Raw genomic sequence first — 1,447 nt, 5'->3', positions numbered from 1 at the left:
GGCTTAAGGGACATTTCGTGTGGATTTGCGGCGTGTCGCACTAAGGGACATTTCGTGTGGATTTAGGCGCGTCCGGCCCAGCCTTTTCTTACGCCTAAGCTGGGGTTCCATTCGTTGTCGATGCCGGTGTCGAATGCGGCAGGTCGCCCGTCTGGGTGGCCGCGCCGTTTAAGTTCTTCTTTCGCCCATGCCTTGCGTGCGGCTTTTTCTCCTTGGCGTCCGAAGTCTTGTTGCTTGGCTAACTCCAGCGGCGCTACCGAGTCTTCGGTGTGGGTGTAGAGCCACCAGTCCATGGTGATGCGCTGATGCTCATCGAACATGCCACGATGATTGCCGGCTAAGTCTTTGAGCTGTTTGTTGATGCCGCCTTCTAGCAGGTTTGTGGTGGCTTTTAAGTCCTGTGTGACACCTTCAGGCGGGTCAAGGAAGGTAAATAATTGTCCGGCGTGGATGAGTTTTTCCAAACGTTTTAGAGCCCTGCGGGCGTTGCGGTGGGTGTACCACCATTTCTGGTTAGCGCTGACCCATTTCGGTACTTGGCCTGCCGGTATAGCACTGCGGTAGGTGCGCTGTTTAAGCCAATCAGCAAAGGTGATGCGGGTGTGGTGGACTGCAGCAGTAAACCGCGCAGCATCTTCACGGTTGTGTACCTGAACAAGCATGTAGCCCAGTTTCCGGATTGCTTTATGCGCTGGGTGAATCGGGTTGCGGCTGATATCGGCGAAAGTGTTGCGCTGGACGTGAACTAGGCACCGCTGGATTTTCACGTCGGGCCATTTAATGCGCAGTGCCTTGAGCGCTCCGCCTGCCCCGTCGGTGGTGACGATAAGTGGTTGCGCGATTTTGTCGAGCAGCTTTAGGTACTCGTATGAGCTTTCGCGCAGGCACCAATGCCAGGCGATGACGTGTGTATTGGTGCAGGCGACCAGCAGGCATTTCTTGTGAAAGTAGGTGCCGTCGATAAAGACCTGGTCGTAGACACGATAGGGGTCAGTAGACGTGGGCACGGTGATAAACCACAAAAGCTTGAACCATCGGGTCAACGTTCGTCTGGTTACCCCAAGGCGTTTAGCTAAATGGTCTGCGGATTCACCGGAAAGAATCCAGTCAATAAAGATTTTGAAGTGCCGAATCTCGCTGGCGCGTGCGCGGGTATTAATCGATGAAACGTTGCACTGAGGACACAGCCAGCGTTGGGTTCCTGCCGCGGTTTTGCCGTTCTTAACCAGTCCGTGCCCGCACATGTCACATGACGGTCGATTCCTATTAGCCATAGGAATTGGCCTTACCGCACCAGCTGCAGTCCTCCTATCACAGACCTAGGACTATCCGGTGTTGATTCCATCGATCGGGCTGTTGGAACCGATTCAAAATCAAGATCACCGCATTATCCCAGGCTGTTCCAGGAAACCGTACCGGTTTATCCACACGAAATGTCCCTTAAGCC

At 54.2% G+C, this 1,447-nt stretch carries 1 protein-coding gene; it reads right to left on the bottom strand.

Annotated features, from left to right (window positions below; all coding sequences use genetic code 11):
* Positions 1 to 62: 62 nt before the first annotated feature.
* Entirely contained in the window at positions 63 to 1,274 is a 1,212-nt protein-coding gene (locus HMPREF2807_RS00345) for an IS1249 family transposase (protein ID WP_070509568.1), read from the bottom strand.
* Between the last annotated feature and the right edge of the window lie 173 nt (positions 1,275 to 1,447).

This window comes from Corynebacterium sp. HMSC074A09 (assembly GCF_001811545.1).
Lineage (GTDB): Bacteria > Actinomycetota > Actinomycetes > Mycobacteriales > Mycobacteriaceae > Corynebacterium > Corynebacterium hiratae.
This window is presented reverse-complemented; position numbering and strand designations above follow the sequence as displayed.

Bases quoted from the DNA above. Each gene is read 5' to 3' on its own strand.
- HMPREF2807_RS00345 (WP_070509568.1), bottom strand. From the start codon at position 1,274: ATGGCTAATAGGAATCGACCGTCATGTGACATGTGCGGGCACGGACTG.